Genomic DNA, 25,543 nt, shown 5'->3' with positions numbered 1-25,543 from the left:
CCTATCTGGCTGAGTTATCTGGAGAGCCAGCCGCCGTCGACCGCGAGAACGTGGCCGTTCACGTAGTCGGCTGCCGTGGAAGCGAGGAACACCGCCGCGCCGACGACGTCCTCCGGCCGCCCCCAGCGACCGGCTGGGATGCGCTGCCGGATGGCGGCCTCGCGAGCCGGGTCCGCGCGCAGCTCGGTGGTGTTGTCGGTACTGATGTATCCGGGCGCGATCGCGTTCACCTGAACCCCGGCCGGGCCCCACTCGTTGGCCAGCGCCCGGGTCAGTCCCGCCACCGCATGCTTGCTGGCAGTGTAGGCCGGAACCGTGATCCCGCCCTGGAAGCTCAGCAGCGAGGCGATCGTGATGACCTTCCCGGTACGCCGTTCCGCCATCGCGGCCCCGACCGGTCGGGTGACTGCCCAGGTGGAGTTGAGGTTCACATCGATCACGTGCTGCCAGTCCGCGGTCGTCGTCTCTGCCGCCGGCGCTCGCCGGATCGTACCGGCGTTGTTGACCAGGATGTCGATGTGCCGTTCCCGGGCCAGCTCGACCGCGGCCGCCTCCACGGCGGCAGGATCCGCGAAGTCGGCGATCACAACCGTCGCTTCGCCGCCGCCGTTCTGCTTGATCGCCTCGAGGGTGTCCTCGAGCGCTGCGTCCCGGGCCATCAGGATCAGCTCGGCGCCGGCCGCGGCGTACCCCGCTGCGATGGCGGCGCCGATGCCACGACGAGCACCGGTGACGAGCGCAGTACGCCCTTCGAGGCTGAACGTCACCGCAGATCCTGTACGTCGACACCGTCCATGTCGCCGAACGCCTGGTTCTCGCCGGCCATCGCCCACACGAAGCTGTACGACGACGTGCCGCAGCCGGAGTGGATCGACCAGCTCGGCGAGATGATCGCCTGCCGATCCGCGACGAGCACGTGCCGGGTCTCGTCGGGCTCGCCGAGGAGATGGACGATCCGCTCGGTCTCCGGGAGGCCGAAGTACAGATAGCACTCGGTACGGCGGTCGTGGGTGTGGGCGGGCATGGTGTTCCAGGTGCTGCCCGCGTGCAGCGTGGTCACGCCGAGCACGACCTGGCAGCTCTGTACGCCGTCCGCGTGGATGTACTGGTCGATCGTGCGACGGTTCGCGGTCTGCTGATCGCCGAGCTCGAGCCGGTTTCCCTCGCCGGGGTTGACCTGTGCGGTCGGGAAGGCGGTGTGCGCGGGCGCGGAGAAAACGTAGAAAGCTGCATCGGCCCCTTCGAAAACGACCTCGCGTACGCCGCGTCCGACGTACAGGCAGGCACCGGTGGTCAGCTCGTACTTCGTGCCGTCCGCGGTGACCGTGCCGGGTCGGCCGACGTTGACGACGCCGGCCTCGCGGCGTTCGAGGAAGTACTCGCTGCGCAGCTGGGGGTACGTATCCAACGTCAGCGGCCCGTTCGCGGGGCAGGCGCCGGCGAGCACGATCCGGTCGTGGTGGGTGAGCACCGCGGTGATCTCGTCCGGGACGAAGAGGTCGTCCACCAGGTAGTGGCGGCGCAGCGCGGCGGTGTCGAAACCGGGCAGCTGCTCGGGATGGGTGGCGTGCCTGATCTGCAGAGTCACAGAACAAGGTTCTACGTGACGGAACCCCTGTGTCAATCATCAGAGCCGCTGGAACCCCGCGACGAAATGTTCCAGGTTCCGTGTATTGACACCGAGTTCTGTTCGATGGAACCTTCCAGGCAATCGCCCATCGCCCCTGGGAGGATCCTGATGACCACTCTGGACTGGACTGTCCTGGTCGCGTACTTCGTGTTGATGGTGCTGATCGGGCTCTGGTCGCGCACCAAGATCAAGACCGTCGTGGACTACTTCACGACCGGCGGCCGGATTCCCTGGTGGTTGTCCGGCATCTCGCATCACATGTCCGGCTACAGCGCGGTCATGTTCGTTGCGTTCGCGGCAGTTGCCTACAGCTACGGCATCACGGTCTATGTCTGGTGGGCCATGACGATCGGCATCGGCGTCGGGATCGGCGCGTTCCTGTTCGCCGCCCGCTGGAATCGTCTCCGCGCCAAACACGGGGTTGTGTCGCCACTGGAGTACCTCGCACGCAGGTACAACCTGCCGACACAGCAGGCGCTCGCGTACTCCGGTGCCGCGCTGAAGGTCGTCGACATCGCGTCGAAGTGGGTCGCGATCGCCGTACTGCTGAACGGATTCACCGGAGTGCCGATGCGGTGGGGGATCCTGCTGACCGGTGTGGTGACGATGCTGTATGCCACGCTCGGCGGGCTGTGGGCCGACGTACTCACCGACTTCGGCCAGTTCGTGATCCAGTTCGGCGCCGGCATCGCGATGTTCATCGGCGTGCTCGCGCATCTGGACGGCGTACCGACGTTGTGGAAGATGTGGGATCAGTTGCCGGCCGGGCACGGTCACGCGCTGAACGGGCCGTACACGCCGATCTTCCTGATCGCGTTCCTGTTCATCAAAACCTTCGAGTACAACGGCGGCATGTGGAACCTGGCGCAGCGCTACATGGCCGCGCCATCCGGATCCGCAGCGAAGAAGTCCGCGTTGCTGTCGTCGGCACTCTGGCTCGTGTGGCCGTTGGTGCTCTTCATCCCGATGTGCGCCGCGCCGCTGCTCGTACACCCCGGAAAGCCGGAGCAGTCGTACGTCGAACTGTCGCAACTGCTCCTGCCGAGCGGGCTGATCGGGCTGGTGCTGGCCGGCTTCTTCTCGCACACGATGGCGATGGTGGCGTCCGACGCGAACGCGATCTCGTCGGTGATCACGCGGGATCTCGCGCCGGTCCTCGTGCCGAAGGTCCGCCGGCTGACCGATGCGGCGACGTTGAAGATGGCGCGGATCGTGACGTTCACGTTCGTCACGGTGAGCATGCTGATCGCGATCGCCACGAACGGCGAAGGCGTCGTACTGAAGATCGTCGTCGACCTGGTCGCCGCGACGATGGGACCGATCGCGATCCCGCTGATGCTCGGCCTGTTGCCGTGGTTCCGGCGGAGCGGATCGCGGGCCGCGCTGGCGTCGTGGGCGATCGGCCTGATCGCGTGGGCGATCGTCAAGTACGGCATCGGCTCGACCGACCAGACGCTGGTCGTCGCGTTGCCGCTGGCAACTTCCCTGGTGGTGTACGTCGGCCTCGGCCTGCTGCTGCCGGAGAACCGCGCGGAGGTCGACGACCTGGTCGACTCGCTGAACACCGACCCGGACGAGACCGCCGCCCGCCCCGCCGCGGTCCTGTCCTGAAACACTGGCCCAACCCAACCCTCAGGAGAACAACCCATGCCGAACATCACCGTCGAACTCCTCTCCGGCCGCACCCTCGACCAGCGCCGCGAGTTCGTCGCCGCCGTCACCGACTCCGCCATCGCCATCCTCGGCGCGAAGCGCGAGGCCGTCCGCATCGTCTTCCAGGAGATCGAGAAGACCGACGTGGCGAACGGTGGCACGCTCGCCGCGGACGCCTGAGGGCGGTGGCCGGATCTGCAGCCCATCACAACTGCGTCACCAGGTGCGGCTCGAGCGTGCGCTCGGGCGTCACGCGGCGATTGTGATGGGCTGCAGATCCGCCATCTGAAATCATCCGCGCCGGCTGGAGGCGGCCAAGTAGTCTGCGGAGCATGCGAGTAGGTGTTTTCGGAGCCACAGGCCAGGTCGGTAGCGTCATGCGGGAGCTGCTCGTCGAGCGGAAGTTCCCGGTGGACGAGGTGCGGTTCTTCGCCTCGGCTCGGTCGGCGGGGAAGACGCTGCCGTTCGGTGACAGGGAGATCACCGTCGAGGACTCCGCGACGGCGGACTTCGCCGGGCTCGAGCTTGCGCTGTTCTCGAACGGGAAGACGGCGTCGAAGGAGCTTGCGCCGAAGGTTGCCGCGGCCGGTGCCGTCGTCGTGGACAACTCGTCCGGCTGGCGGATGGATCCCGACGTGCCGCTCGTCGTCTCCGAGGTGAACCCGGAGGACCTCGACAACCTGCCCAAGGGCATCGTGGCCAACCCGAACTGCACGACGATGGCCGCGATGCCGGTCCTCGCCCCGCTGCACCGCGCGGCGACGCTGACCAGGCTCGTCGTGTCCACCTACCAAGCCGTCTCGGGCTCCGGTGGGGTCGGCGTGAGCGAGCTCGAGGACCAGGCCCGCGCCCTCGCCGTACCGGGCGGGAAGCTTGCCCGCGGCACGGAAGGCATCACGCTCCCGGAGCCCAAGGTGTACGCCGGTCCGATCGCGTTCAACGTCCTCCCGCTCGCCGGTCCGATCGTTGCCGACGGCACCGGTGAGACCGACGAGGAGCAGAAGCTCCGCAACGAGAGCCGCAAGATCCTGCACATCCCGGACCTCCCGGTCGCCGGCACCTGCGTCCGGGTGCCGGTCTTCACCGGCCACTCGCTGAGCATCCACGCCGAGTTCGCCGAGCCGATCACCCCGGAGCGCGCGACCGAGCTCCTCGGATCCGCACCGGGCGTGGCCGTCACGGACCTCCCGACCCCGCTGCTCGCCGCCGGCCAGGACCCGTCGTACGTCGGCCGCATCCGCCAGGACCAGTCCGTGCCGGGCAACCGCGGGCTCGTGCTGTTCGTGTCCAACGACAACCTCCGCAAGGGCGCCGCGCTCAACGCCGTACAGATCGCAGAGCTCCTCGCGCAGCGGTGATCTCTCGACGTCAAGAAGGCTGATCAGTAGCGGTAGGACTCCGGGGCGCGACGAATCAGGGTATGTTGCGGAAACGTGATGGAGAACGCGCGAGCGGGCGCGCGAGTGCCATGGTCAGGACCAGCCGCTTGCGATTACCCTCCAGTCACTTGACCCCCCATTGGAGGCCAGTTATGAAGCCTGTCGCCGATTCCGGCCAGCTCGCTCTCCTGAGCAACCGCAAGGGCACGATGGCCCAGATGTTCCTGGAGCGGGTGGAGGCGACCCCTGCGCGGGAGGCGTTCCGGTTCCCGCGCGGCGAGCAATGGAAGTCGGTGAGCTGGCGCGAGACCGAGGAGCTGACGCGCCGGCGTGCGGCCGGGCTGATCGCGCTCGGCGTCGAGCCGGAGCAGCGGGTCGCGATCGCGTCCAGCACCCGGATCGAGTGGATCGAGTGCTACCTGGCCGCCGTGCTCGCGGCTGCTGCGACCACCACGATCTACCCGACGACGATCTCGGCCGACGTGGCGTTCATCGTGGCCGATGCCGACGTACAGCTGGTGTTCGCCGAGGACGCGGGGCAGGTCGACAAGCTCCGCGCGCACCGGTCCGAGACACCGTCGCTGCGCAAGGTCGTGCTGATCGACGGTACGCCGGTCGAGAGCGACGGCGACTGGGTCATCTCGCTGGGTGACCTCGACGCGCTGGGCGACGAGTACCTGGCTGAGCACCCGCCCGCGGTCGACGAGCGGATCGCGGCGATCAAGCCGGACGATCTGTGCACGCTGATCTACACCTCCGGTACGACGGGCCGGCCGAAGGGCGTGCGGTTGGCGCACTCGGCGTGGACGTACGAAGGCGCCGCGGTCGAGGGGATGCGGGTGCTGTCGCCGGACGACCTGCAGTTCCTGTGGCTGCCGTTGTCGCACGTGTTCGGGCAGGTGCTGCTCGCCGTCCAGTGCCAGATCGGGTTCGCGACCGCGGTGGACGGACGGATCGACAAGATCGTCGAGAATGCGGCCGTCGTCCAACCGACGTTCATGGCGGCGGCGCCGCGGATCTTCGAGAAGGCGCACGCGCGGATCCGGACGATGATCCAGTCCGAGGGCGGCGCGCGGGCGAAGATGTTCGACTGGGCGTTCGGGGTTGGTTCGCGTGTGTCCGCCTTGCGGCAGGCGGGGCGGGAGCCGTCCGGTCTGCTGGCGGCGCAGTTCGCAGCGGCGGATCGGTTGGTGCTGTCGAAGATCCGGGCTCGCTTCGGCGGGCGGATCCGGTTCTTCGTGTCCGGCTCGGCGGCGCTGGACAAGACGCTGGCCGAGTGGTTCCACGCGGCCGGGTTGCTGATCCTCGAGGGGTACGGGCTGTCCGAGACGTCGGCGGGGTCGACGTTGAACCGGCCGACGCAGTACCGGCTGGGGAGCGTCGGGCCTGCGTTCCCGGGGACGCAGTTCAAGATCGCCGAGGACGGGGAGATCCTGATCAAGGGCGACGGCGTGATGAGCGGGTACCACAACCAGCCCGAGCAGACGGCCGAGGTCCTGGACGCGGACGGGTGGTTCCACACCGGGGACATCGGACACTTCGAGGACGAGTTCCTGTTCATCACCGACCGGAAGAAGGACCTCTTCAAGACGTCGGGCGGCAAGTACGTCGCGCCTCAGGTCATCGAGGGCCGCTTCAAGACGATCTGCCCGTATGCGAGCCAGTTCATCGTCCACGGGAACAAGCGCAACTTCGTCTCGGCGCTGGTGACGCTGGACCCTGATGCTGTCGTGGGTTGGGCCGCCGCGAACGGTATGAGCGGAATGCCGTACGCCGAGATCGTGACGTCCGACGCCGCCCAGACGATGGTCCAGGGCTACGTCGACGAACTCAACGCGACCCTCAACCGCTGGGAAACCATCAAGAAGTTCACCATCCTCGACCGCGACCTCACGGTCGAGTCCGGCGAGATGACCCCGAGCCTGAAACTCAAACGAAAGTACGTCGAGGTCGAGTACGCCGCCGTCCTCGACAAGATGTACGAGTAGTCACCTCTGCTGCAGCACCACCGCGGCGAAGGTGGGGGTGTCGAGGCGCACCGTGATGGTGGCGACTCGGAGGGATGGTTGTAGCGACTGCCAGACGGCGTCGGTGATGTCGGACCAGGGGAACGGTACGGCGACGACCTCCGGGTGGCCGTTGGTGACGATCTGTTGTGCGGTGCCGGAGTAGGTCGTGGTGGTGAGCGCGGTGCCGGGTGCGACGTGGGATGTGTAGAGGGACGGGTGGACGGTGAGGTCGGGTGCGCCGTCGTACGCCCGAGCGGAACCGACCATGACCTCGGTGAGCTCCGGGCCCGCGATGGTGGCGGTGGCTGTGATGCGTGGGGTGCGGATGGGTGGGTCGGGTTCGTAGGTGAGGTGCCGCAGGGCCAGTTGGAGGTCGGGCTGCTGCGGGCGGAGGGCGGTCAGGTCGCTGACCTGGGTGCCGTTGCCGACCAGGACCCAGTCGGCTCCGCGGGTGGCGGCGGTGTAGTGGCGGAGGTCGTCGATTGGGCCGCCGGAGGTGTCACGGACGACGATCTCCTCGTCATGGACGACGAGTTCGCGGGACTGCGACGCGGGCGAGCGCCCCGTCAGCCAGTAGGTGAAGAACGGTACGCCGTCGGCGTCGCGGCCGATGGCCAGGCCGCGGCCGGGGTACTCGACTGATGTTCCGAGTGAACGCACGGCTCAGCGCTCCAGGAAGTTGCGGATGACCTCGACGTACTTCGTTGGTTCCTCGTCGGCGATCGAGTGGGCCGAGTTGGTGAAGATCTCGAGGGTGGCCTGGGGGAGGCGGGTGGCGAGGTCGCGGGGGGTGTCGAAGCCGACGTGGCGGTCCCAGAGGGCGGCGAGGATGAGTGTGGGGATGTCGACGGCGGCCAGGTCGTCGGCGAGATCGGGGCGTTCGGTACCGACCAGGGCCATCGCCATTTCCAGGTTGGACTCCGGCGTCGCGGGATCGTCGGCGGGGATGTTGGCCGGGTCGTAGTAGAAGAAGCTCGCCGCGTTCTCGCTCTGGGCGATGGCGCCGATAGCGGCAACTGTGCGTTCGATCTGGACGGTGAGGGGCTCGAGTTGAGTGCGAAGGGCGGCGCGCTCGTCCGGCGTCAGGATCGGGTCGACCGCGGCCGGGCGCATCGTCCACAGGCCGGGGTGGAGGGGGTCGACGATCGGGGGAGCGTGCAGGATCAGGCCGGCCACATGGTTGCTATGAGCAACGGCGTACTCCGCAGCAAGCAGGCACCCGAACGACACGCCCCACGGCACGATCTGCTCGACTCCCAGCGCCGTACGCAACTCATCCAGGTCCGCAACAAGCTGGACCATCGTGTAGGTGCTCGTGTCGGACGGACGCGCCGACCGGCCGCACCCGCGCTGGTCGTAGAAGATGACCGGCGCGAGCTTCGCGATCTCGTCACCGACGGACTGCTCGATCGAGTACGAGCTCTCGCCCGGCCCGCCGTGCACGAGCACCAGCGGTACTCCGTCGTTGTCGGCGCCCGCGATCCGGACCCAGTGATCGACCCCACCTGCGGCGATTGTCCGCACTCCGTCACTCAGCATGGGTGCGAGGATACGTCAGCGGTTCAGGTACGCGAGGACGGCGAGCACGCGACGGTTGTCGTCATCGGACGCGGGCAGGTCGAGCTTGCCGAAGATGCTGGCGATATGTTTGGTCACGGCACTGACGGAGAGCCTCAGTTGCTGCCCGATCGCGGCGTTCGAGCGACCGGCCGCCATGAGTTCCAGTACGTCGCGTTCGCGCGGAGTCAGGTCCGCAGTACGCCCGCGTGCATCGCCTCTGCTGAGCAGCTTGGCGACGACCTGCGGATCCATCGCAGTACCGCCGCCGGCCACCGACCGCACGGCCTCGACGAACTGGTCGGTGTTGAAAACCCTGTCCTTCAACAGATAACCGACCGAGCCGTTGCCATCGGCAAGAAGCTCGCGGGCGTACAGCTGCTCGACGTACTGCGACAGCACGAGCACCGGAAAGCCGGGCCGTTGCCGTCGCGCCTCGATCGCTACTTGCAGACCCTCGTCCGTGAACGACGGCGGCAGCCGTACGTCGACCACCGCGATATCGGGCTGTTCGTCGACAATCGCCTTCCGCAACGACGGTCCGGTGCCGACCGCGGCGACGACCGTGAACCCGTGCTCGGTCAGCGTCCGGACGAGCCCGTCGCGGAGCAGGAACAGATCCTCGGCGACCACTACACGGATCGGATCGCGCACGGCACCTCCAGCTGGACGCGGGTCGGACCGCTGACAGGACTGTCGACCTCGACCGTGCCGTCGAAGATCGCGAGCCGACTCTCGATGCCGCGCAAACCGGTCCCGTTCATCGGATCCGCTCCGCCCGGGCCGTCGTCGGTGACCACGCAGCGCAGTACGCCGTTGGTGTAGTGCAGCGAGATCGCCACGGTGGTCGCACTACGGGCATGCTTGGCGGTGTTGGCGAGCAGCTCGTTGGCGGCGAAGTACACCGCGGACTCGACCGGCAGCGACGGACGGCCAGGCAGGTCGGACCTGACTTCGACCTCGAGCAGTGAGTCCAGGGCCAACGCGCGGATCGCGTCGGCGAGACCTCGGTCCGCGAGTACGGGCGGATGTACGCCGCGGACCAGATCGCGTAACTGATCGAGCGCCCTGGAGGACGCCTCGCGGGCCGCGATCACCAGGTTGCGCGCGGCCTCCGGATCCTCCTCGAACAGGCGCTCGGCGTTGCTGAGGCTCATACCGAGAGCCACCAGCCGCGCCTGCGCGCCGTCGTGCAGATCGCGTTCGATCCGGCGCAGCTCAGCGGCCTGCGCGCCGGCGCTGTCGGCGCGGGTCTCGACCAGCGTCTCGACGCGTTCCTCCAGCGCGGTGGTCCGCGAGGGCCCGAGCAGGTCGGCCGACCAGCTGGCGCGCAGGGTGAGCAGCGGCGGCCCGATGTACAGGCCGGCGGCGATCATCGCGAGGCCGACCGGGATCGCGGCGAGCGCGGTCACGGTCGAGGTCACGTGGATGGGACCGAACGAGTTGATGCCGCCCGCCCGTTCGTTGGCCCGCCAAACGAACGGCTGCACGACAGCGCCGTACACCCCGAACAGCGGCATCGCGATCGCAAGCGCGGTCGCCCACGTCCCGATCACCGGGTCGATGAACGCCCAGCCGATGTCCCTCCAGGTACTGCGCGCCTTCAGCAGCCCGATCGCACTGGTCTCAGGCCCGTACGGTCGCCTCACATCGACACCGGCCATCCGCACCAGAGCACGCGCCGCATCCGCCACTTTCCGCAAGAGCCAGACCGCAGGCGGTACGGCGTACCGCCCGATCCCAACCACCACCAGCGCGCTGCTGACGAGCACAAGCACCGCCGCAAGCACACCCGCGACAGACAGCAACATCGTCACCAACGCCCGCACCGGCGCGAACACCCTCGCCCTCAATTCAGCCACCATGCTCCGAGCCTGTCGCCTCCCGGCCGTCATTCCATTGCGGTTGGCTCCCCGACCACCCTGTAGTTATCCCCACCCCAGAGTCCGTGATGGATGAGGTCATCGGCGGGATAATCCGGAGTGAAGGGGGCGGAAGATGACTGTGAAATACGGGCCGTTGATCGGTGGTGAGGGGTCGCCGATCGGTAAGACTTACTTGTCCGTGGCGGTGACCGAGGACGGGGTCGACAGGCCGCTGGTGCCGGGCAGTCGAATTCTGTTGACCATCCGAAAGGACGGCGTACTGATCGTCCGCGCCGGATGCAACCAGCTGGGTGGTGGGGTCACGCTCGACGACGGGGTACTGGGGTTCGTCCAAGGCGTGCAGACACAGATCGGATGCGGTCCTGAACTGGAGGCTCAGGACGACTGGTTGATGGATTTCGTAACTCGCCGGCCCAGGTGGACCATCGACGCCGACACTCTCACGCTGATCAGCGGTGGTACGACGATCGTCCTGCTGGACCGGCGCCTCGCGGAACCGGGAGAAGCTCATTCACCGCGAGCGTGATCCGCGACCGGACTCTCACACTCACCCTATGACTGTTCGAGGAGTTGCTTCAGTGCGGCGAGGTTTGCGGCGACCGCGGACTTGATGCGGCCGTGGGCGATCGGGGCCAAGAGCTTCAGCGGACCGGACGGCTGGAGGTCGACCGCATTGGTGAGGATCGTGCCGCCGTCGGCCGCGTCAACGCTGTAGCTGAGGATGGCTGGGAAGGAGTTGAGCGTGCCCTGAACCGTGAGCTGCTTGCCAGGGATGAGCTCGACGATCTCCAGGGACTCCTCTGTGTGGACGGGGATGGTGCGGGTCTGCAGGTAGCGGGTGCCTACGGCGGGTGGGCCGGGGGTGAGCTGCCGAGTTTCGGACAGCGCGTAGTTCCACTGCGGGATGTTCTCGAGGTTCAGCAGGTAGGCGAAGACCGTGGCCGGCGGACGCTCGATGGTGATCGTGTTGGTGAATTTCATTGCGGCCGCCGGGAGCTGTCGACCAGGCGCTGCGCCGCGGTCGGGTCGTGGGCGGGGAGGACGACGAGGCCGGGCAGTTGCTCGGCGAGCGCCAGGACGTTGTCGGTCGTGCGGGCGAGCTCGCTCCGGACGCCAACACCTGGCAGTTGACGACGTTCGAGCAGGCCGGCCTCGTACGTGAGGTCGCCGACCATCAGCAGTGGCGGCAGCTCGCGCCGACGTACGAGCATCGACATCGACCCAGGCGTGTGACCGGGCGTGGGGAACAGGAGGATCGATCCGTCACCCATGACATCGAACGCTCGAGGGAACGGCGTGAGATCGACGTCGGTGGTGAAGTCGACGTGTTTCCAGCGCGCGCCGGGTACGTCGATATGCGACCGGAGGAAACCGCGAGCCTCGGGGGAGAAGCCGGACAGCTGGTCCCATTCCGACGAGGTGATCAGCAGTTCACTGCCGCCGAGCTGAGGGATCCCGCCGATGTGGTCCTGGTGCAGGTGCGAGATGACCGCCTTGTCGACGTCGGCGGTCGAGTACCCGAGCGTGCCCAGTTGTGCGTCGAGCGTCTCGTGCTCGGCAATGTGGAACCTGGCCAACCGGTCGTACACGACCCCGTTGAACCCACCCGGAAAGTACGACGGATCGGTCACAGAGGCGCGATCCTGGCCGGTGTCGAACAACACCAGCCCGTTCGCGTGCTCGATGACGTACACGTTGATCGGGCGGGCCGGCAGCCAGCGGCGGGACGTGAGCAGCCACCAGTACAGCGGCTTCCGTGAGCCGTAGGCGTGTTCGGGGTGGATCTCGACGCTGCCGGTGCTGATCACCGACACCGCCTTGACCGGATCGCCGGTGCCGGTGCGCGCCGGCAATCTGGTTGCTTCCGTGGACATCTGATCTCCCTTCGGGCCCCGACGGATTCGGGGCCGAGGGCATCAGTCTTCGCCCGGGGCGGTGGCCACGTCTGTGACTTTTGTAGTGCGAGGGAGTAACCGAGGTCACGCGTCGTCGGGGTTCCAGGTCTGGTCGTGGAGACCGGTGGCATCGAGGATGTGGACCTTGTCGGCGGACGTGGCGACCAGCCCGGCCAGCCGGAACTCTCGCAGTACGCGCGCCACCACCTCGCGGACCGATCCGACGGAATCCGCGAGGTCCTGCTGGGACACCCGGGCGACGAGCTCGCCGCGTGGACCCTGCTGGGTCGACGCCAGGTCCAGCAAGTGCGAGGCGACGCGTTGGCGCACGGTGCCGAAGGCGTTGACCGCGGTCTGCTGCAGGTTCTCGTACAGCCGGCGACTGAGCTCCTCCGCCACCGCCCATGCGACCCGGCTGTCAGTACGCGCGGCAGTCGTCAGCAGCCCGGCGTCGATCCGGAAGAGCGTGCACTCCGAGAGCGTCTGTACGCCGACATCGGCCGGCCCTGCGACGAGTACGGCGATCCCGAGTACGTCGCGAGCCCGCGCGTACCGGACCGTCACCTGACGCCCTTCCGGCGAGGACATGTAGACACGCAGCAACCCGCGAACCACCAGCACCGCACGCGGAGAGGAGCGCTCGCGGTACAGCGTGCTGCCGGCCGGGTAATCAATCCGATCACCCGTCGCCAGCAACCGCTCGATCAGCTCACCCGGCAACCCTCCAAGGAAGCTGCCGGCCAGAGCCGCCGCCACGTCCCCATCAGCCATCCCTCAAGCATGATCCACCAGGCCTGTTGAAGCTACTGAGTACCGACCAGGGCAGCGGCGTGTTTGCCGGTGGTGAGGGATTGACCTTGGTCGATCATTTGTTCGGCGATTCGGTCTACGGCGTGGGAGAAGGCTTCGGAGTTCTCGGGGTCCCAGTCGGTGAGGCGGTCGAGCATCCAGATCCGGAAGGCGCCGACGAAGCGCTGGAACATCTCCATGCCGAGTTGCGTGAAGCGGTAGTGGCCGAGGGTCTCGGAAAGGTAGCCATTGGCAACCAGTTGGCCGGCGAGCGGTTCGAGGGCGCCCGGTGGCATGCGGAGGCCGCCGGTGATCTCGGCCAGGGTGGCGGAACCCTTCTCGGCGCCGCCGCGGAAGACGCGCATGATCATCCAGGCCTCGGCGTTGCTGAGCGGTATACCGGACTCGGCAAGGACCTCGGGCGCTGGGTTGCGCTTGTGGTGCTGTACGACGAGGGCCGCGAGCTTCTGGAGTTCGCGCTCGGAGTCGAACGACGACGGCGCCGCGAAGTTCTCGCCGACATCGGACGCGGCCATGCGCGCGCTGTCGCGGAGCGGGACTTCCTTCAGCAGCAGCGCGGTCAGGAACCCGAGCGCCGCCACCGGAACCGCCCACAGGAACACGGTGTGCAAGGAGTCGGCGTACGCCGCCGTCACCGCCGGCCGCATCGACTCGGGGAGATTGCGCACGCCCTCGACCGTCGTCACCACCCGGGGATCCGCGCCCGTGGCCCGGACGGCTTCCTCCAGGTGAACCGGCAGTTGGTGGGAGTAGATCGACCCGAACACTGCCACGCCGAACGAACTGCCCATGGTGCGCAGGAAACTCACACCGGACGTCGCGACCCCGAGGTCCGCGTAGTCGACCGTGCTCTGAACGACGACCGTGGGGACCGGCATGCACAGGCCGACACCCACTCCGAGTACTACCATGTAGCCGGCGGTCACGACGTACGACGTGGAGTTGTCGAGCAGTGAGAGAAGGAACAGCCCGACACCGATCAGGATCGTGCCGACGATCGGGAACAGCCGGTAGCGACCGGTCTTGCTGATCGTCTGACCGGTCACGACCGACGCGACCAGCAGCCCGCCGACGAGCGGCAGCATCTGCAGGCCGGACTCGGTCGCCGAAGCGCCGTGCACGAACTGCAGGTACGTCGGCAGGTACGTGACCCCGCCGAGCATCGCGAACCCGATGATGAAGCTCATCACCGCGCACACCGTGAACACCCCGGACCGGAACAAGCGCAACGGCAGCAACGGCTCCGCGGCCCGTTGTTCGACCAGGATAAAGAGGCCCAGGGCAACCAATGAGCCGATCGCCATCGAGATGATGACGGGCGAGGTCCAGTCGTACTCGTTGCCGCCCCAGGTCGTCACCAGCGTCAGCCCGGTCGCGGCGAGCGCGATGAACAGGATGCCGAGGTAGTCGATCTTCGGCCGCTCCGGCGCCTTCACCGACGGCAACGAGATCGAGGCAACGATCAGGACGACGATGCCGAGCGGGATGTTCACGTAGAACGCCCACCGCCAGCTCAGGTGGTCGACGAACAGCCCGCCGAGCAGCGGACCGGCGACGGTCGAGACGCCGAAGACCGAGCCCATCACGCCCTGGTACTTCCCGCGTTCGCTCAGCGGTACGACGTCCGCGATCACGGCCATCGCGGTGACCATCAGACCGCCGGCGCCGAGGCCCTGGATCGCGCGGGAGCCGACCAGCCACAGCATCGAGTCGGCCATCCCGCACAGGGCCGAGCCGGCGAGGAACAGTACGACGCTGATCAGGAACATCGGCTTGCGCCCGTACAGGTCGCCGAACTTGCCGATCAGCGCGGTCATGATCGTCTCGGCGAGCAGGTACGACGTGACCACCCAGGACAGGTGGTTCGCGCCGCCGAGGTCGCTGACGATCGTGGGCAGCGCGGTCGCGACGATCGTTTGATCGAGGGCCGCGAGCAACATTCCGAGCATGATCGCGACGATCACCGCGTTCCGCGTGCCGCGTCCGACAGGCTGAGCCTCGGTCTCCATAAGCCGAATGTAGCTATCTCCGGACATCCTGTGACCACGAAACGACGGAGATCCGGTCAAGAATCAGGCATGTCTGGTGATCCATCGCCTACTGCGGGGCACTCGGCACGGCACCTCGCCGCACGGGTGCGAAGGGAACGATGCTCCGCATCGACCCCTTCGCCCCCGCGCGCCGATGCACCGCGCCGAGCACCTCCTCGCTACGGCGCTGGATCACCAGACATGCCCTAGGTCCGTAGGATAGGTGGGTGCCGTCAACATTGCCCGAGGGAGAGGTTGCGCCCCTGGACGGGGCGTTGCCGGAGTCCGCCGTCCGCGAAGCCGCGAGCCGGCCGTTGGGGTTCTACCTGCACGTGCCGTTCTGTGCGTCGCGGTGCGGGTACTGCGACTTCAACACCTACACCGCGCGCGAGCTCGGCGGCGGTGGGTCGCAGGCGTCGTACGCCGAGACCGCGGTCCGCGAGGTGCTCCTTGCCCGTCGGGTGCTGGGGGAGCTGGATCGGCCGGTCGACACCGTGTTCTTCGGTGGCGGTACGCCGACGCTGCTGCCGGCGGCCGATCTCGGGAGGATGCTGGCCGCCGTTCGTGATGAGTTCGGGCTGGCTCCCGACGCGGAGGTGACGACCGAGGCGAACCCGGAGTCGGTCGACCCTGCGTATCTCGATGAGCTGCGGGCCGTTGGCTTCAACCGGGTCAGCTTCGGCATGCAGAGTGCGTCGTCGCACGTGCTCAAGATCCTCGACCGCCAGCACACTCCCGGGCGTGCGCTGCAGGCGGTCAAGGAGGCGACCGCGGCCGGCTTCGAGCATGTGAACCTCGACCTGATCTACGGCACCCCGGGCGAATCACTGGATGACTGGCGCGCTTCGCTCGAGTCGGCGCTGTCCGCTCAGCCCGATCACGTGAGCGCTTATGCGTTGATCGTCGAGGACGGGACGCAGTTGGCGCGGCGGATCCGGCGCGGTGAACTGCCGATGCCGGACGACGACGATCTCGCCGACAAGTACGTCCTGGCCGACGAGCTGCTCTCCGCCGAGGGCCTGCGCTGGTACGAGGTCTCCAACTGGGCCCGCAGTACGGCGGCCCGCTGCCGCCACAACGAGCTCTACTGGCGCGGCGACACCTGGTGGGGCATCGGCCCCGGCGCCCACAGCCACGTAGCCGGAACTCGCTGGTGGAACGTCAAGCACCCGAGCGCCTATGCCGAACGCCTCAACACCAACCAAAGCCCAGCCCAGGCCCGAGAAACCCTCGACGAAGAAACCCGCCGCATAGAGCGCGTCCTCCTCGAGGTGCGCCTGGAGGCCGGTCTGCCGCGAGAGGTCCTGGACGAGCCCGGCCGCGCCGCAGCCGACCAGGTCGTCGAGGACGGTCTCGCGGTGATGGACGGCGATCGGCTGGTGCTGACAGATCGGGGACGGTTGTTGGCTGATGCCGTGGTGAGGGATCTGCTTCCGTGAAGTGATCAGAAGTGATCGTAGTGGGTTGTTGACGACTGTTGTGCGCAGGCGGCAGGATCTGGGGTAAGCGTTTACCACCCCCGAGGAGTCGCGATGCCGCCCAGTTTTCGTCGTCGACTGTTGCTTCAGGCCGGGGTTGCCGCCGGCGCGATCAGTGCGATAAGTCTGCCCACCCGAGCGTTCGCGGACGACGAGTACGACGTACTCCGAGCCCGCTGGACCGAGCTCAACACCGGGGGTGCGATCGACACCACCGACCCGGCGTACGCTGACGCGCTCGGCAAGCTGACCGCTCAGGCGCAGCAATACACCAGCACGATGATCACGACTGCCGACCGGACCGCGCTCTGGCCGGATCTGCCGTTGAGCCCGACCAGCGGGAACTTCTCGATCAGCTACACGCGCCTGAAGACGATCGCGTTGGCCGGCGCGACCACCCAGAGCGCAGACTGGGCCGACGAGCTGAGCGGCGCCCTCGACTTCCTCAACGCGAACGCCTACAACGAGACCCTCAAAGAGACCGGCAACTGGTGGTTCTGGGAGATCGGCGCACCGCGCGCCCTCCTCGACACCTGCATCCTCGCGTACGACGCACTCGAAGCCGCCCAGCTCACCGCGTACCTGAAGGCCGTCGACCACTTCGTCCCCGACCCGAACCGCCGGACCAACTCGCCGACCCTCCGCGAGACCGGCGCGAACCGTGTCGACAAGGCACTGATCACCGCCCTCCGCGGCATCGTCGGCAAGTCCGCCGACAAGCTCGCCGCCGCCCGCGATGCGCTGAGCGACGTCGCCGAGTCCGGCAAGAACAGCGTGTTCACGTACGTCACCAGCGGCGACGGCTTCTACCGCGACGGCTCGTTCATCCAGCACGGCAACCTTGCGTACATCGGCACCTACGGCAACGTCGCGCTCGGCGGAGTCGCGAACCTCACCGCCCTCCTCGGCGGCTCCACCTGGGAGATCGCCGACCCGAACCGCGCCGTACTCCTCGACGCGGTCGAGGCGAGCTTCGCGCCGTTCATGACCGACGGCCTGATGATGGACTGCGTCTCCGGCCGCGCGATCTCCCGCGAGGCCGCCGGCGACCACCGCAACGGCCACGCCACCACGTCGACCGTCCTGCTCCTGGCGAGCGGCGTCGCCGAGCCATACGCCTCGCGCTTCAAGGCCGTGGCCAAGGGCTGGATCACCCGCGACCGCCTCAACGACTACCTGCCCGGCGCGTCGATCCCGGAGATCTCTCGCGCCAAGGCCCTCCTCGCGAACACCGCGGTCAAGGCCGCGCCCGCGATCCCGCGGCACTTCCAGTTCTACAACCAGGACCGCGTCGTCCATCGCCGCCCCGGCTGGACCTTCGCGATCGCGATGTCGTCGAAACGGATGGCCCGCTACGAGTGGGGCAACGGCGAGAACCTCCGCGGCTGGTACGTCGGCGACGGCATGACCTACCTCTATACGGACGACCAATCGCAGTACTACGACGCGTACTGGCCGACCGTCGACGCACAACGCCTGCCAGGTACGACGGTCAGCACGCAACCGCGCCAACCCGGCGGCACCGGTGCGGGCACTGGCACCGTCGCGGCGTACGCCGACTGGGTCGGCGGGGCGTCGTACAAGGATCTCGCCGGCGCGGTCGGCATGCACCTGATCAACTACGACAAGACCTTGCAGGCAAGGAAGTCGTGGTTCTGCCTGCGCGACTCGGTTGTGGCCCTGGGCGCCGGTATCACGGGAACAGACGGCTACCCGGTCGAGACGATCGTCGAGAACCGCAACCTGCACGAAGACGGAGCCGCGGCCCTGCTCGTCAACGGTCGAGCGGCAACCGGCACGTACGACGACCCGAGATGGGTGCACCTGGACGGCGTCGCCGGCTACGTCTTCCCGACCGGCGGCCGCCTCAGGACCGAGCGCGAGGACCGCACCGGGTCCTGGTCGGAGATCAACATCGGCAACGACACTGCCGGCTCGACCACCCCGCACACCCGCCGCTACGCCAAGCTCGTCCTCGAGCACGGCACCACAACAGGCGAGTACGCCTACATTCTGTTGCCCAAAGCATCCAGTCGGCAGACGGCCGAACGTGCGCATGACCCGGGCCTGAGCATCCTCGCCAACACCGCGAATGTTCAGGCGATCCGATCCCACACCGACGGCCTGACACTCATCAACTTCTGGGTGGCCGGCCAGGTAGCCGAGGTCACCAGCGATGGGCCGGCATCGGTGGTGATCGGCAAGGACGGACGGACGACGACTGTCGCGGTGTCCGATCCGAGCCGGACCGTGCAGACCCTCAGGCTGACGATCAAGAAACCGATCCGCAGCGTCGTCACGATGGACGACAGCGTGACCGTGGTCGAGACCGGCAGGCAGTTGGTCCTCGACATTGCCGTTGGTGGCACCAACGGCAAGACGCATACCGCGTCGTTCCACTGAGCTCTGCTAGGTGCGAAAGGGCACCTCAAACGAGTGCCCTCAGTGCCCGAGCTCGGCCAACCGACGTTCCGGCGCAGGAGCCGCCTCGGCGAGCAGCTGGGTGTACTCATGCTGCGGATTCAGGATCACGTCATCAGCCGGCCCGTGCTCCACGACCGCGCCGTGGTACAGAACCATGATCTCGTCGCTGAAATGCCGTGCGGTCGCGAGGTCGTGCGTGATGTAGAGGACCCCGAGATTCTCCTCCCGCTGCAGGGCGGCGAGCAGGTTGAGCACCCCCAAGCGGATCGACACGTCGAGCATCGACACCGGCTCGTCCGCGACCAGGATCGCCGGCTCCGGTGCGAGCGCCCGTGCGATCGCAACTCGTTGCCGCTGGCCACCAGACAACTCGTGCGGCTTCCGGCCGACGTAGTCCTCGTCCAGCCGGACCCGCCGCAGGAGCTCCGCCACCCGATCGGCCACCTGTTCGCGGCTGAAGTCCGGATGATGCAGCTTCACCGGCCGGGCCAGGTGATGTCCGATCGTGTGGTACGGATTCAGCGACCCGAACGGATCCTGGAACACCATCTGCACAGCCTTCCGGTACGCCGCCGCGCGCGCACCGCGATACTGCATCGGCTCGCCGTCCACCAGGATCGATCCGGACGTCGGCCGCTCGAGCTGCATCAGCAACTTGGCGATCGTCGACTTGCCCGACCCGGACTGACCGACGAGCGCGATCGTGCGGCCCGGCGGCAACTCGAAGCTGACCTTGTCGACGGCACGCAACCGCGTGGTCCGCAGACCTTCGCGGAGCCGGTACTCCATGACCACGTCACGCATTTCCAGGACGCTCATCGGCTCTCCATCTCGACGGCCTCAATGGTTTGTTCGGTCTCATCGAGCTCCACCGAAGCCAGGTCCCCGCTGCGGACGAACCCGCCGCGCTCGCCCGTCAGACTGGGGAACGACGAGAGCAGCCGCCGCGTGTAGGGGTGCTTGGGTTTCGTGTACAGCGTCAGCGCATCGTCCAACTCGACGATCAGCCCGGCCCGCATCACCGCGATCCGGTCGCTGATCTCGAGCAGCAGCGGCAGGTCGTGGGTGATGAAGATGACCGCGAACCCGAGCTCCGCCCGCAGCCGGGTGATCTCGAGGAGGATCTCCCGCTGTACGACGACGTCGAGCGCGGTCGTCGGCTCGTCCATGATCAGCACCTGCGGCTCGAGCGCGAGCGCCATCGCGATCATCACGCGCTGCCGCATCCCGCCGGACAGCTCGTGGGGGTACGCGCGCAGCCGGTTCCGGTCGACGCCGACCCGCTCGAGCAGCTCGCCGCAACGGATCCGGCGTTCCGCTTTGGTCAGCTCGGGCCGGTGCGTGAGGTACACGTCCTCGAGCTGCTCGGAGATCCGCAGTACCGGGTTGAGCGAGTTCATCGCGCCCTGGAAGACCATCGCGATCTTGTCCCAGCGGAACGCGCGCAGGTCGTCCCCGGCGAGACCCGACAGGTCGACGTCGTACCCTTCGCGCGACGAGAACACGACGCGTCCTGAGGTGACCCGCGCCGGCGGTTTTAGCAGCCGGGTGATCGCGTACGCGAGCGTCGACTTCCCGCAGCCGCTCTCGCCTGCCAGGCCGAGGATCTCGCCGCGTTCCAACGTGAGCGAGACCTCGCGCACCGCGTGCACAGTGGTCTCGGCCAGGTAGTCGATGCTGAGATTCTCGATGCTGAGCACGGGACTACTCATGCCTTCACGCTCCACTTGTTGCGCTCGGCGCGCGTCTGCGAGCGCAGCTTCGGGTTGATGATCTCGTCGATCGAGAAGTTGATCAGCGACAGCGCCGCGCCGAAGAGCGCGATCGCCAGCCCCGGCGGCGCGAACCACCACCAGGCTCCGAGCCGGAGCGCGAGGCCGTTCTGTGCGTAGAACAGCATCGTGCCCCACGTGAATGATCCGGAGGCGCCGAGGCCGAGGAACGACAACCCTGCCTCGCCGAGGATCGCGAAGATCACCGCGAACACGACCTGCGACGCCAGCAGCGGGATCAGGTTCGGCAGGATCTCGACGAACAGGATCCGCCAGCGTTTCTCGCCGCTGATCTTTGCCGCGAGCACGTAGTCGCGGCTGCGCACGCTCAGGGTGAAGCCGCGCAGGACGCGGGCGGAGCCGGCCCAACTGGTGATCGCGAGGACCGCGGCGACCAGCCAGATCGACTTGTTCGGCACATAGCTGGAGATCAGGATCACCAGCGGCAGGCCCGGGATGACGAGCATGATGTTGGTGAACAGCGAGAATGCCTCGTCCGCCCAGCCGCCGACGAACGCCCCGACGATGCCGAAGAACGACGACAGCAGCAGCGTCAACGCGCCGACCACGACGCCGATGATCAGCGATCCGCGGGTCGCGTAGGCGAGCTGGGCGAAGACGTCCTGACCGGTTTGGGTGGTGCCGAGCAGGAAGCCGTTGCCCGGGCCGGTCAGGCCCATGTCCCGGACGGTCGACGGATTGCCGACGACGAGCGGTCCGATCACGCCGAACAGGACGATCACGCCGGCGATGCCCAGGCCGACGCCCAGCTTCAGCGTCATCGGCGGCAGCCTGCGCCGGGCCGGCGCCGCCTCAGCGGTCGCCGTCTGCGCTGCTCCTTCAGTGGTGATGGCCAAATCAGTTCACCCCGTTCAGGATCGCGCGCGGGTGCGCGGGTCGATGACGCCGTACAGCAGGTCGACGAGCAGGTTGGCGCCGAGGACCGCGAGCGTGATGATCAGGAACACGCCCTGCATCAGCGCGTAGTCGTTGTTGCCCACAGCAAGCAGTAGTGCGGAGCCGATCCCGGGATAGGTGAAAACTGCCTCGGTGACGATCGAACCCGCGACCACGAAACCGAGCGAGATCGCGAACCCGGAGATCGAGGGCAGGATCGCGTTCCGGGCGACGTAGCGCGAGCGGATCCGGCGCGGCGTCAGCCCCTTCGCCTCGGCGGTGACGACGAAGTCCTCGGACAGCGTCGACACCATCATGTTGCGCATCCCGAGCATCCAGCCGCCGATCGACGAGATGACGATGGTCAGCGCCGGCAGCGTGCCGTGGTACACGATCGACTGCGCGAACGGCAGGTTCCAGCCCGGCGTCACGGAGTACACGTCGTACCCGCCGTTGAGGGGGAAGACCGGCCACGTGCTGCCGAGCAGGAACAGCAGCAGCAGCGCCAGCCAGAAGTACGGCACCGACTGCAGCATCGTGGTGACGGGGATCAGGTTGTCGATCCACGATCCACGGCGCCAGCCGGCGGCCCGGCCGAGCAGGATGCCGACGGCGAACGAGATCACCGTCGCCAGCCCGATCAGGCCGACGGTCCAGGGCAGCGTCTGGCCGATGACCTGGGAGACCGGCTCCGGGAAGTACGCGATCGAGGTCCCGAGGTTCCCGGACACCAATTGGTGCAGGTACTTCCAGTACTGCGCCCACAGGGACGAGTGCGTGTCCGTCCCGAGCAGCGCCTCGATGGCTGCCCGGGTCGTCGGGGTGACCGGACCTTTCGTCGCCAGCTTGGACAGCATGAGGTCGACCGGGTTCCCCGGCATCAGCCGGGGAATCAGGAAGTTCAGCGTCAGTGCTGCCCAGAGAGCGGCGACGTAGAAGACGAGCTTTCGCAGCAGATAGCGCACAGTCGGCCGCTACTTGGCGGGGGTGATGGTCTTGAGCACGATCCCGGCGTCCCACGCCTTCCAGGCCGCAGGCAGGACGTAGGTGTTGTCCTTGGTCGGCCAGCCGGTCGCGCGCGAGGTGTTGAACTCGGTGAGCATCGAGTTCACGTAGACCGGGATGTAGGGCAGCTGATCCGCGATGACGCCCTGGATCTTCGCGTACGCCGCCTTCTGCGCGGCCGGGTCCGTCGTACCGGCCGCCGCCGTGAGGGCCGCGTCGACGGTCGGATTCGAGAACCGGGACTGGTTGCCGGCCGACGCGCTCTTGCCGACCGCGGCGGTGTTCGTCGAGGCGAGCTTGCTGTCGTAGGTGAAGTACGGGTTCGTGGAGGCGCCGAGGCCGACGGAGTCGAGCGACAGCTGGAACTTCCCGTTCGTCTGGGCGGCGTTCCACTCGTTCCACGAGACCTGGCTGGGCTTCAGCTCGATGCCGACCGCGGCCAGTTGCTGCTTGAGCGTGTCGTTGATCGAGATGTAGTCGCTCCAGCCCGTCACAGTCTGGACGGTCAGTGTCAGCCGCTTACCGGCCTTCGTCCGTACGCCGTCACTGCCCTTGGTCCAGCCGGCCGCGTCGAGGAGCTTGCCCGCCTCGTCGGCGTTCGCGCTCTGCGGAAGCTTCGCCGAGCCGGCGTCCGCGATCCAGCCGTCGTCGCGGCCGGGGAGCAGCAGCGTGGGTGATCCGACGCCCGCGACTCCACCGCCGGCCAGCTTGGCGAGCTGCTCGCGGTTCATGGCCAGGTAGATCGCCTTGCGTACCGCGGGATCGGTCTGCGGACCGGCGCACCCGAGCTGAGCGTTCGAGCAGGTCACGATCACCGTCGTCATCACGGGGGTGTTGACGTAGGTCAGGTCCTTGTTGGACTTCATGATGTTGTCGATCCCGGGCAGGTACGCACTCGCCCAGTCGACCTTGCCCGCGACAAGGGCGGCGCTGGCCGCGTCCGCCGACTGCACCGGCAGGTAGCGGACCTCCTTGATCGTGGGCTTGCCCGCCTCCCAGTACTGGTCGTTCTTGGTCAGCACGTAGCTCTGCGGCGTGAACGACTTCAGCTTGAACGGACCGGTGCCGACCGGGTTCTCGTTGAGGTTCGTGGTCGGGTCCTTGATGTCCTTCCAGATGTGCTCCGGCACGATCGCCTGGTTCGCGAGTACGGCGGGCTCCTGCATCAGGGACTTCGACTTGAACGTCAGTACGGCGGTGTCGTCAGCGGTGGCCTTGGCCGTCGCGGCGAGGCCGGATGGGTTGAGCGCGGGGGTCTTCGCGACCAGGTTGAACGTGTAGGCGACGTCCGTCGCGGTGAACGGCTGGCCGTCGTTCCACTTGACGCCGTGGCGGAGCTTGATCGTGAGCTCTGTGCCGGCCGCATTCCAGGAGTAGCCGGTCGCGAGCACCGGGGTCGCCTCGGACTGCTTCGCGAAGTTGTACCAGTACAGCGGCTCGTAGATGACGCCGAGCGTCGGCTGCAACGCCGTGGAGCTGAACGGGTTGAAGTTCTTGGCCGTGGTATCGCCGGCCGCGACGGTGATCGAGGCGTCCTTCGCGATTGCCTGACCGCCGCCGCCGGTGGCGGCGCCTGAGCAGGCGCCGAGCGTGAGGGCCGTTGCGGTCACGGCGGCGACGGCGCTCACCAGGCGTCGAAGCCGCGGGCGGTTCGTGGAGTTCCGGAGCATGGGGGGATTCCTTTCCGGGCATGCATGGTCCGCACCAACGCGGTCCTTGGAACGCGTCACCCGGCAGCCGGCCAGGGAAGCTGGGCGGTAACTTAGTTGGCCTAATAAACTTGGCGCAAGGGTTCGGGCGGGTAACGATTTGACCGCGTACGGTCGCGAGGGGGACCGGCTGCCGGTGCGGGGGAGCGGTGGCTAGGCGGAGATGGCGTGCTCGGACTTCAGCATCATCAGCGCGGCGCCGATCGCCGCCGCGTCGTGCCCGCGCTCGTCCAGAACCACTTCGGTGCCGACGCTGCGCCCGAAGACCGAGCTCAGGATCCGCTCCTGCAGGATCGGCAGGTAGATCGTCCCGGCGACGGCGAAGGCCGGCCCGGTGAGAACCAGGAGCTGTACGTCGTACATGTTGGCGATCGTCTGCGCGCCGATGGCGATCCACGCGGCGCTGTCACGGATGATCGCCTCCGCGCGGGAGTCCCCGCTCAAGGCCAGCCGGGCGATAGCGGCGAAGGCGGCGACACCGGAGTGCCGGTGCGAACCGAGGTCGAGCCCGGCCGCGCGGGCCTTCTCGACGACGGCGGCCGGTCCGGCGAGTGCCTCCAGGCAGCCGGTGCCTCCGCACCAGCAGCGCGGTCCGCCGATCTGGACGCAGATGTGCCCGACCTCGCCGGCGTTGCCGTGCGCGCCCTGGTAGACGTTGCCGTTGAGCCGCAGGCCGGAACCGATGCCCTCGCTCATGAACAACGCCGCCATCACCGAGACGTCGTGGCTGGTGGTGAGGCGGGTGCCTGCGGCGGCCGCGGTCGCGTCGTTCTCGAGCAGTGCGGGCATCCCGAGGAGTTCTTCGAGGCGGCTGCGGATCGGGAATCCGACCCAGCGCGTCATCGACGGCGGCGCCGACGTCACTCCGCGGTTGCGGATCAGCGGGCCGGGGCAGACGAAGCCGAGACCGAGGACGAGTGCCTGATCGACTCCGGAACGCGCGATCAGCTCGCGGGTCTCGTTCGCTACCCGCTCGACGACCTGTTCGGGGTCGCTCTCGTCTCCCGGACCGTCCCGCCGCCAGCGCGCGACCACGCCGCCAGCGTAGTCGACCAGCACGTACGTCAGGTGGTCCTCGCTGAGGTGGACGCCGACGACGTACCGCGCCGCCGCCCGGATCTGCAGCAGCGTCCGGGGTTTGCCGCCGATGGACGTGGAGGTGCCCCGACCGGTCTCGGCGACGAGGCCGTCGTCGATCAGCCTGCGGACGACCGCGGTGACCGATGGTGCCTTCAGGCCGGTGAGCTGGGTAAGTTCGACCCGGCTGAGGGTGCCGGCGGAGCGGATGCGGTCGACGATCAGGGCGCGGCTGCTCGTCGGCGCCGGATCGTAGCCCGGCGACTGCGAGGAGTCGCTGACCTGCTGCATCGGTCCATCCGCCTTATGTCCGGTTAGTTAGATCTGTGAAT

General features: G+C 67.6%; 23 protein-coding genes. 7 read left to right on the top strand and 16 right to left on the bottom strand.

The window, feature by feature from the left end; all coding sequences use genetic code 11:
- Nucleotides 1-14: 14 nt before the first annotated feature.
- The gene (locus EV645_RS29120; RefSeq protein WP_130447192.1) at nt 15-767 is read right to left on the bottom strand and encodes an SDR family oxidoreductase; all 753 of its coding nucleotides are present in this window, start codon (nt 765-767) and stop codon (nt 15-17) included.
- Complete coding sequence (gene kduI / locus EV645_RS29115; protein WP_242000727.1) at nt 764-1,588, bottom strand: 5-dehydro-4-deoxy-D-glucuronate isomerase; 825 nt, start codon at nt 1,586-1,588, stop codon at nt 764-766. The genes EV645_RS29120 and kduI overlap by 4 nt, the downstream gene beginning before the upstream one ends.
- Before the next feature lie 150 nt (nt 1,589-1,738).
- Between kduI and EV645_RS29110 the strand changes: the two genes are divergently transcribed.
- The 4 genes from EV645_RS29110 (at nt 1,739) to EV645_RS29095 (ending at nt 6,650) form a co-directional block, all read left to right on the top strand.
- Entirely contained in the window at nt 1,739-3,241 is a 1,503-nt protein-coding gene (locus EV645_RS29110) for a sodium:solute symporter family protein (RefSeq protein ID WP_130447191.1), read from the top strand.
- A 36-nt stretch (nt 3,242-3,277) separates the two neighbouring features.
- Nucleotides 3,278-3,463, top strand: coding sequence for a tautomerase family protein (locus EV645_RS29105; protein ID WP_130447190.1), 186 nt, complete (start codon nt 3,278-3,280; stop codon nt 3,461-3,463).
- 152 nt (nt 3,464-3,615) lie between these two features.
- Entirely contained in the window at nt 3,616-4,641 is a 1,026-nt protein-coding gene (locus EV645_RS29100) for an aspartate-semialdehyde dehydrogenase (protein ID WP_130447189.1), read from the top strand.
- Between the two features lie 173 nt (nt 4,642-4,814).
- Nucleotides 4,815-6,650: an AMP-dependent synthetase/ligase gene (locus tag EV645_RS29095; protein ID WP_130447188.1), complete on the top strand. Its 1,836-nt coding sequence runs from the start codon at nt 4,815-4,817 to the stop codon at nt 6,648-6,650.
- On the opposite strand, the gene EV645_RS29090 is transcribed toward EV645_RS29095, so the two are convergent.
- Genes EV645_RS29090 through EV645_RS29075 form a run of 4 tightly spaced genes read right to left on the bottom strand, consistent with a single transcriptional unit; the run spans nt 6,651 to nt 10,093 of the window.
- A complete protein-coding gene (locus EV645_RS29090; protein ID WP_130447187.1) occupies nt 6,651-7,331 on the bottom strand; it encodes an IMP cyclohydrolase in 681 nt (226 codons plus the stop codon).
- Between the two features lie 3 nt (nt 7,332-7,334).
- Entirely contained in the window at nt 7,335-8,210 is an 876-nt protein-coding gene (locus EV645_RS29085) for an alpha/beta fold hydrolase (protein WP_130447186.1), read from the bottom strand.
- A gap of 15 nt (nt 8,211-8,225) precedes the next feature.
- On the bottom strand, nt 8,226-8,870 hold the full coding sequence (locus EV645_RS29080; RefSeq protein WP_130447332.1) for a LuxR C-terminal-related transcriptional regulator: 645 nt from the start codon (nt 8,868-8,870) through the stop codon (nt 8,226-8,228).
- Complete coding sequence (locus tag EV645_RS29075; RefSeq protein ID WP_130447185.1) at nt 8,861-10,093, bottom strand: sensor histidine kinase; 1,233 nt, start codon at nt 10,091-10,093, stop codon at nt 8,861-8,863. The genes EV645_RS29080 and EV645_RS29075 overlap by 10 nt, the downstream gene beginning before the upstream one ends.
- Nucleotides 10,094-10,226: 133 nt before the next feature.
- Between EV645_RS29075 and EV645_RS29070 the strand changes: the two genes are divergently transcribed.
- Entirely contained in the window at nt 10,227-10,640 is a 414-nt protein-coding gene (locus EV645_RS29070) for an META domain-containing protein (RefSeq protein ID WP_130447184.1), read from the top strand.
- A gap of 26 nt (nt 10,641-10,666) precedes the next feature.
- Here the strand turns inward: EV645_RS29070 and EV645_RS29065 are convergent, their stop codons facing one another.
- The 4 genes from EV645_RS29065 to EV645_RS29050 form a co-directional block, all read right to left on the bottom strand.
- On the bottom strand, nt 10,667-11,095 hold the full coding sequence (locus tag EV645_RS29065; protein WP_130447183.1) for an SRPBCC family protein: 429 nt from the start codon (nt 11,093-11,095) through the stop codon (nt 10,667-10,669).
- Nucleotides 11,092-11,988: an N-acyl homoserine lactonase family protein gene (locus EV645_RS29060; RefSeq protein WP_130447182.1), complete on the bottom strand. Its 897-nt coding sequence runs from the start codon at nt 11,986-11,988 to the stop codon at nt 11,092-11,094. The genes EV645_RS29065 and EV645_RS29060 overlap by 4 nt, the downstream gene beginning before the upstream one ends.
- A 105-nt stretch (nt 11,989-12,093) precedes the next feature.
- Nucleotides 12,094-12,780, bottom strand: coding sequence for a Crp/Fnr family transcriptional regulator (locus tag EV645_RS29055; protein WP_130447181.1), 687 nt, complete (start codon nt 12,778-12,780; stop codon nt 12,094-12,096).
- Nucleotides 12,781-12,812: 32 nt separating this feature from the next.
- Nucleotides 12,813-14,828: an MDR family MFS transporter gene (locus tag EV645_RS29050; RefSeq protein ID WP_130447180.1), complete on the bottom strand. Its 2,016-nt coding sequence runs from the start codon at nt 14,826-14,828 to the stop codon at nt 12,813-12,815.
- A gap of 248 nt (nt 14,829-15,076) precedes the next feature.
- On the opposite strand from EV645_RS29050, the gene hemW reads away from it, so the two are divergent.
- Nucleotides 15,077-16,288 carry a radical SAM family heme chaperone HemW gene (gene hemW / locus EV645_RS29045; protein ID WP_130447179.1) on the top strand — a complete coding sequence of 404 codons (1,212 nt, stop codon included), beginning with the start codon at nt 15,077-15,079 and terminating at the stop codon, nt 16,286-16,288.
- Nucleotides 16,289-16,381: 93 nt separating this feature from the next.
- On the top strand, nt 16,382-18,730 hold the full coding sequence (locus tag EV645_RS29040; protein WP_130447178.1) for a polysaccharide lyase 8 family protein: 2,349 nt from the start codon (nt 16,382-16,384) through the stop codon (nt 18,728-18,730).
- A 39-nt stretch (nt 18,731-18,769) separates the two neighbouring features.
- Here the strand turns inward: EV645_RS29040 and EV645_RS29035 are convergent, their stop codons facing one another.
- The 6 genes from EV645_RS29035 to EV645_RS29010 form a co-directional block, all read right to left on the bottom strand.
- Nucleotides 18,770-19,570, bottom strand: coding sequence for an ABC transporter ATP-binding protein (locus tag EV645_RS29035; protein ID WP_130447177.1), 801 nt, complete (start codon nt 19,568-19,570; stop codon nt 18,770-18,772).
- Nucleotides 19,567-20,463, bottom strand: a complete 897-nt coding sequence (locus tag EV645_RS29030; protein WP_130447176.1) for an ABC transporter ATP-binding protein — start codon at nt 20,461-20,463, stop codon at nt 19,567-19,569. The genes EV645_RS29035 and EV645_RS29030 overlap by 4 nt, the downstream gene beginning before the upstream one ends.
- On the bottom strand, nt 20,460-21,305 hold the full coding sequence (locus EV645_RS29025) for an ABC transporter permease (RefSeq protein ID WP_130447175.1): 846 nt from the start codon (nt 21,303-21,305) through the stop codon (nt 20,460-20,462). Before EV645_RS29025 ends, EV645_RS29030 begins: the two co-directional genes overlap by 4 nt.
- A gap of 90 nt (nt 21,306-21,395) precedes the next feature.
- Complete coding sequence (locus EV645_RS29020; RefSeq protein ID WP_130447174.1) at nt 21,396-22,385, bottom strand: ABC transporter permease; 990 nt, start codon at nt 22,383-22,385, stop codon at nt 21,396-21,398.
- A 9-nt stretch (nt 22,386-22,394) separates the two neighbouring features.
- The gene (locus tag EV645_RS29015; protein ID WP_130447173.1) at nt 22,395-24,095 is read right to left on the bottom strand and encodes an ABC transporter substrate-binding protein; all 1,701 of its coding nucleotides are present in this window, start codon (nt 24,093-24,095) and stop codon (nt 22,395-22,397) included.
- A 192-nt stretch (nt 24,096-24,287) separates the two neighbouring features.
- Complete coding sequence (locus tag EV645_RS29010) at nt 24,288-25,502, bottom strand: ROK family transcriptional regulator (protein ID WP_130447172.1); 1,215 nt, start codon at nt 25,500-25,502, stop codon at nt 24,288-24,290.
- Nucleotides 25,503-25,543 lie beyond the last annotated feature (41 nt).

This window comes from Kribbella rubisoli (assembly GCF_004217145.1).
Classification (GTDB): domain Bacteria; phylum Actinomycetota; class Actinomycetes; order Propionibacteriales; family Kribbellaceae; genus Kribbella; species Kribbella rubisoli.
The sequence above is the reverse complement of the archived record's forward strand: the minus strand, read 5'-3'. Positions and strand labels throughout refer to the sequence as shown.